5 protein-coding genes are annotated in these 6,178 nt (G+C 71.5%); 1 reads left to right on the forward strand and 4 read right to left on the reverse strand.

The window, feature by feature from the left end; genetic code table 11:
* The first annotated feature begins 661 nt into the window (after nt 1–661).
* Nucleotides 662–2,122, forward strand: coding sequence for a hypothetical protein (locus tag VG276_30610; GenBank protein HEV8653634.1), 1,461 nt, complete (start codon nt 662–664; stop codon nt 2,120–2,122).
* 281 nt (nt 2,123–2,403) lie between these two features.
* On the opposite strand, the gene VG276_30615 is transcribed toward VG276_30610, so the two are convergent.
* The 4 genes from VG276_30615 to VG276_30630 all read right to left on the reverse strand — a co-directional run.
* A complete protein-coding gene (locus VG276_30615) occupies nt 2,404–4,650 on the reverse strand; it encodes a heavy metal translocating P-type ATPase (GenBank protein HEV8653635.1) in 2,247 nt (748 codons plus the stop codon).
* A gap of 33 nt (nt 4,651–4,683) precedes the next feature.
* Entirely contained in the window at nt 4,684–4,893 is a 210-nt protein-coding gene (locus VG276_30620) for a cation transporter (GenBank protein HEV8653636.1), read from the reverse strand.
* A 20-nt stretch (nt 4,894–4,913) separates the two neighbouring features.
* Nucleotides 4,914–5,192, reverse strand: coding sequence for a metal-sensitive transcriptional regulator (locus tag VG276_30625; protein HEV8653637.1), 279 nt, complete (start codon nt 5,190–5,192; stop codon nt 4,914–4,916).
* A 490-nt stretch (nt 5,193–5,682) separates the two neighbouring features.
* A partial coding sequence (locus VG276_30630) for a DUF6803 family protein (GenBank protein ID HEV8653638.1) occupies nt 5,683–6,178 on the reverse strand: 496 nt, incomplete at its 5' end.

The raw sequence follows: 6,178 nt of genomic DNA on the forward strand, positions 1-6,178 counted from the left end.
TGCTCGCGCCCGGGTCGGCGGGCGTGGAGCGCAGGCCCGCCGCAGCCCGCAAAAGCCGGGTCGCCAGGGGGTTCTGACCCTTGTCCCCCTGCGCCGCCGCCCCGGGGGCGAGCTGGGTGGCGAGCAGCGCGGCGAGCACGGTACCCACCACGAGAAAGCCCCTTCGTCGCATCATGGCCCTCCTCCTCCCTGACCCCACGTGGGTCGACCCACCTGCGCTCGACACGATTCGCCTGCCTGGTCGGGCTGTCAACGGCCGCCCAACGTAAATGCCGGATCGCCGCTGGCCGTAGTCTCTGCTGACGGCCAGCGGCGATCCGCACCAACCGGAGGCATTCTTCGTCAGGAAGCTGGTGCTGGACAGCGGTCCCGCTCCACGGCAGGAAGGCGCCGGCTTGTAGCCCGGACTGGCCCACTTCTGCAGGTGGTGGGATCACCGTCGCCCCGATCGCCGAGCAGCTTCGGTGAGTCCCGATGGCGTGAGGCATAACCGATCTGGTCACAACGTGGAACGTGACGGAGCTTGCCGGTCCGGAACAAGCATTACGTACAGATTGAGGTTCTCGAGAGGCCCACTCTTGGGTGACCGCAAGGCCGGGATTTCCGGCTTCTCGCTTGCTGCGTAGAATCCTCTGCACCGTTTCGGACCGAAGGGGTCGCCATGCGCAGGTTGGGTCTTGCCGCCACGCTCGCCGCCGCCATCGTCCTGCTTGCCGCCTCCGCTGCGCTGGCGCCCCCGACCAACAACGACGAGCTGCTCAAGGACGAGCTGCGCCGCCTGCAGCAGTCCCAGACCCCCTTCAACGGCGGGCAGAAGGCCGAGTCCGCCTTCAACATGGAGGCCGTTGGGCACAACGACCTCGGCGGGCGCGGGTTCAACGCCGACGTGTGGGCCCACGAGGGCTTCGCCTACACCGGGCACTGGGGCTTCACCGACTGGGCGCAAGGCAGCAAGACCCGGTTCTGCCCCGAGCCGCCCAACAACGGGGTGGCGGTAGTCGACTACCGTGACCCGGCCAACCCCCGGATGGTCTCCCGGCTGGTCAACCCGACCGGCACCTCCGCCGAGGACGTGGTCGTGTTCACCGCCCGGTTCGGCCCCTCCGCCGGTCGGGACATCGCCGCCGCCGGCCTACAGGTCTGCGGCGGCGCCAGGACCGACCCGAGCTTTCCTCGGGGGCTGATGCTCTGGGACGTCACCAACCCGGCCGCCCCCATCCAGCTTGGGCTTGCCGACACGGGCTGCTGCACGCGGGGGCTGCACGAGCTCGAGGTGGAGCACCGGCCCGATCTGGGCCGGACGTTTGCCTATGCGAGCGTGCCGACCAGCGAGTACCCAGACGACTCGCCCTCTGGATTCCGGGACCTGCAAGGCCGGGGGGACTTTCGGCTGATCGACATCACCGACCCGACGGCCCCGGTTGCGGTGTCGGACTGGGGCGTGATCCATGACGCGGGCGGCCCGCTCGGCCCCGGCCAGGGCTGCGACCCCGACCCGGTCTACGGCCACAGCGCCGAGCCCTCCGAGGACGGCAGGACAGTCTTCCTCTCCTACTGGGACAGCGGGTTCATCGCCCTGGACGTGACCGATCCCGCGCGCCCTGCGCTGCTGGGCGACACCGACTACGCCCCCGACGAGGACGGCGACGCCCACTCGTCGAGCTATGACGACGCCCGGCGGCTGCTGTTCACCGCCGACGAGGACTTCTGCAAGAACTCCGGGCCGGGCATCGAGAGGGGCTTGGGGCACCTGCGGGTGTACGACTTCGCCGACCCGGCCGACCCGGTCCAGGTCGGCGAGTACCGGACGCCGAATTCGCTGGGCACCGGCGCCCCGGGGGCCGGCGACTACTCGATCCACAACCCACTGGTGGTCGGCGAGACCCTGTATGCCTCGTGGTACTCGGACGGGATCCGGGTGCTCGACGTGCACGACCCGAGCAGCCCGAAGGAGATCGCGTACTTCGTGCCGCCGGCCGGGCACAACCCGGTGAAGCCGTCGCAGCGGTCCGTGCTGTCCCAGACCCCGCAAGTATGGGGGGTGTACTACGACGCCGAGCGGGACCTGGTGCTCGGCAGCGACATGAACACCGGCCTGTGGATCCTGCAGGTCACCGCCTAGCTACTGCCTCCACGCCCTCAAGGCAGCCAGCAGCCTGCCGTCCAGGGCCGCGGTCGGCCGGCTCGTCATGGTCACGCTGGCTGGGTTGCGCCCCCCGCGCTGACTCGTGCTGCTGTCGCTGGAGCCGGAAGCCCTCCGCAACGCTTCGCTGCGAGATTGAAGGCTTATCGGACCACATTGGGACCGGGCGACGCAGCAGCGCCGCGGAGCTGGGTTGGAGCGACGCGGACACGGGGGAGGAGGACGTCATGCAGACCGTGGCGACGCTCTGTGGCCCAGGATTAGCGCGTGGCCTGGGGACGTCCGAAGCGGCGCAGGCGCAAGGAGTTGGTGACCACGCTCACGCTGGAGAACGCCATCGCGGCGCCGGCGATCACCGGGCTGAGCAGGCCGGCGGCGGCCAGCGGGATCGCCGCGGCGTTGTAGCCGAACGCCCAGAACAGGTTCTGCACGATCGTCCGGTAGGTCCGCCGCGACAGCTCGATCGCGGTGGCCACCCCGTCCAGGTCGCCGCGCAGCAGCGTCAGGTCGCTGGACTCGATCGCCACGTCGGTGCCGCTGCCAATGGCCACGCCGAGGTCGGCCTGGACCAGCGCGGGGGCGTCGTTGACCCCGTCGCCGACCATTGCGACGGCCTTGCCGTTGGCCTGCAGGCGGGCGACCTCGCCGACCTTGTCGCCGGGCAGGACCTCGGCCAGCACCCGGTCGATCCCCACGCTGGCCGCGATCGCGCCCGCGGTGGTGGCGTTGTCGCCAGTCAGCATGGCGGCCTCCAGCCCCATGGCATGCAGCCGCTCGACCAGCTCGCGGGCGCCCGGCTTGAGGATGTCGGCCACGGCCAGCACGCCGCGGACCTCGCCGTCCCAGCCGGCCCAGACTACCGTCTTGCCCTCGCGTTCCAGCCGCTCGGCGGCGTCCTCGAGCGGGCCGGGCACCAGCAGCCCGGCCTCGGCGGCCAGCTTGCGCCGACCCACCCACACCGTCACGGCGGGAGCATCCGGATCGGGCTGGACGTCGGCGCGCACGCCGTGCCCGGCCAGGGCCTGGAACCCCTGAGCCCCGGGCAGCTCGCCACCCGCACGGGCGGCGACGGTGATGGCGGCGCCGATGGGATGCTCGCTTGAGGCCTCGGCGGCGCCGGCCAGCCGCAGCAGCTCCGCCTGGGTGACACCGGCGGCGGGCACGGCGTCGGTCAGCGACATCCGCCCTCGGGTGAGGGTGCCGGTCTTGTCGAACACCACCGTGGTGATGCGGCGGGTACGCTCCAGCACCTCGACGCTCTTGATCAGCACGCCCAGCTCGGCGCCCCGGCCGCTGCCGACCATGATCGCGGTCGGGGTAGCCAGCCCCAGCGCGCACGGGCAGGCGATGATCAGCACCGCCACCGCCGCGGTCAGCCCCTTGACCGCGTCGCCGCCGACCAGCCCCCAGCCGGCGAAGGTGAGCGCGGCCACGGCGATGACCGCCGGCACAAACACGGCCGAGATGCGGTCGGCCAGCCGCTGGACCTGGCCCTTGCCGGCCTGGGCCTGCTCGACCAGCCGGAGGATCTGGGCCAGGGCGGTGTCGGCCCCGACGGCGATGGCCCGCACGGTGAGCGCCCCGCTGGTGTTCAGGGTCGCCCCGGCCACGCGGTCGCCGACCGCCTTGTCGACCGGGACGCTCTCGCCGGTCAGCATCGACTCGTCAACCGCGCTGGCGCCGTCGACCACCTCGCCATCGACCGGGACCTTCTCCCCCGGCCGCACCCGCACCAGGTCGCCGACGACCACCTCCTCGACCGGCACGAGGGCCTCGGCGCCGTCGCGCACCACCCGCGCCTGCTTGGCGCCCAGCTCCAGCAGGGCACGGATCGCCTGGCCGGCACGGCCCCTGGCGCGGGCCTCAAACCAGCGGCCCAGCGAGAGGAACGCGATCAGCAGGATGGCGGTCTCGAAATACAGCTGCATCCCGCCGGTGGCCAGCTCCCAGACGCTGAACCCGTAGGCGGCCAGGGTCCCGACCGCGATCAAGGTGTCCATGTTGGCGCTCAGGCGGCGGGCGCGGCGGGCCGCCTCGCGCAGGAACGGCCAGCCGATCACGAACTCCATCAGCGTCGCGACCACCAACGACGCCACCCGCCAGCCGCCGGCCTCCATCAGGGACGGCCGCAGCATGGTGGCCAGCGCGAAGCCCGCCGCCGGGGCGGCCGCCACGATCCGGCGCCCCCAGGCGCGGCGAGCGGCGTCCTGGTGCTCGGCGGCGGCGTCGCGGGCCTGGCCGGCGACCGGGGCCAGGGTGTAGCCGATCGTCTCCACCCGCGCCCGCAGGTCAGCGTCGGGCACCGGGTGCTCCAGCTGCACGCGGGCCCGGCCGGTGGCGAAGTTGACCTCGGCGTCGGCCACGCCCTTGGCCTTGCCCAGCACCCGCTGCACCCGCGCCGCACACGAGCCGCAGGTCATCCCGCCGACGACGAACTCGACAGCCTGGGCCGCCGTCGAGGCGCCAGCGGGCTCCTCCGTGGGCCGCTGGCCATGCTGGGTTGGCATCGGCACTGCTCCTGTGGAGAACCGGTCCCGCGCTCAGGCGGGGACGTCGTAGCCCTGCTCCTCGATCGCGGTCACCAGGCGCTCCTGGTCGGTCTGGGCCTCGTCGAACTGGACGGTCACGTTCTTGGCGTCGATGTCGACCTGGGCGGATCGCACACCGGGCAGTGCGGTCAGGGCGCCCTCGATCGAGTGCTGGCAGTGGTCGCAGTGGATCTCGGGGACCGAGATGGTCGTCGTGGTCATCACGGCACTCCTTGGCACGGTTAGGACTTGAGCAGCCGGTTGATGGCGTCGGTCGCCTCGGTGACGATTGCGTCGCTGCGGGCGTCGTCGCTGGCGGCGTCGCGGACGCAGTGGCGCAGGTGGTCGTCGAGCAGGGCGACGGCGACGCTGCGCAAGGCGGCGTTCACGGCCGAGATCTGGGTGAGCACGTCGATGCAGTAGGTGTCCTCGTCCACTAGCCGCTGCAGGCCGCGTACCTGGCCCTCCACCCGCCGCAGGCGGCTCAGGAGCTGTTCTTTGCTCTCGGTGTAGCCCGGCATGCGCCTCCACCTCACTCGATGCCTGTTGACACCATACCCCCCTACGGTATTTGCGGCAAGGATCAAGACGGCGGACCTCCCACTGTCGAGGTCACCGTCGACGATGGCTCCAGAGGCCTGGCCAAGACGTTTGGCGAGCAGGTCCACGCCCACCACGCAAACCGCCCAAGGGTGCCCCGGCCGAGGAGAGACCGCTGGCTACAGGACCGCCCGCACCAGCAGTCCTTCCCAGCCGATTCTGCGTCGAGCACGCCATCGCAGCGCACAACCAGTGGCGGTCCCTGCAGCGCTACCTCGGGCGCCGCGAGTCCTCTGCCGAGACCCATCTGGCCATCGTCGGGCTGGTCTCTGACCGGGCCGCCCGCCGCTGATCAGCCGCCGGCCTTGTCAGGCCGGCACGCCCCCCTCCCAATCGCGCACCAAGTCGTAAGCGGATGGCCGGAGGGTCTGCTCGTAACCTGCGGTGAGGGATCGCGCTGATGAAATGGCCTCAGTGCAGCGGGGCTGCCATCGGCCCGGTCGCGTGCCAGCCGAGCACGAACGGGGCCATCATCCCGAACGTCATCGCCACGTGCGCGACGACGAGGGCCAGCCACGCCCACCATGTCTGCGTCCTGGCACTCCCGCCGCCGAACGTGAGGACGGCCAGCACCAAGATGGGCACGGCCGTGAGTACGTACCCGCCGACGGCGATCAGGTCGACTGGGCCGCGCCAGCCGCCGCTGTCGGTGAGCGGCCACACCGCCCACCGGAGCAGGTAGGCTGCGGCGACGGTCAGGTAGACAGCCAGGAATGCGATCGCCGCCCGCCCGACCCACGCCGGGGCCAGCCCGAGCGCGGCGGGCACCAAGCCGAGGTAGATGACCAGGAACGGCACCGCCATGAACAGCAGCAGGTTCCAGGGCTGGTTGGCCATGAGCAGGCCCATGTAGTGGGTTGGGACGTCGGTGGCTCGGCCAGCGGCGGTGATGTCCGGCAGGAGTGCC

This window comes from Actinomycetes bacterium (assembly GCA_036000965.1).
Taxonomy (GTDB): Bacteria; Actinomycetota; CALGFH01; order CALGFH01; family CALGFH01; genus DASYUT01.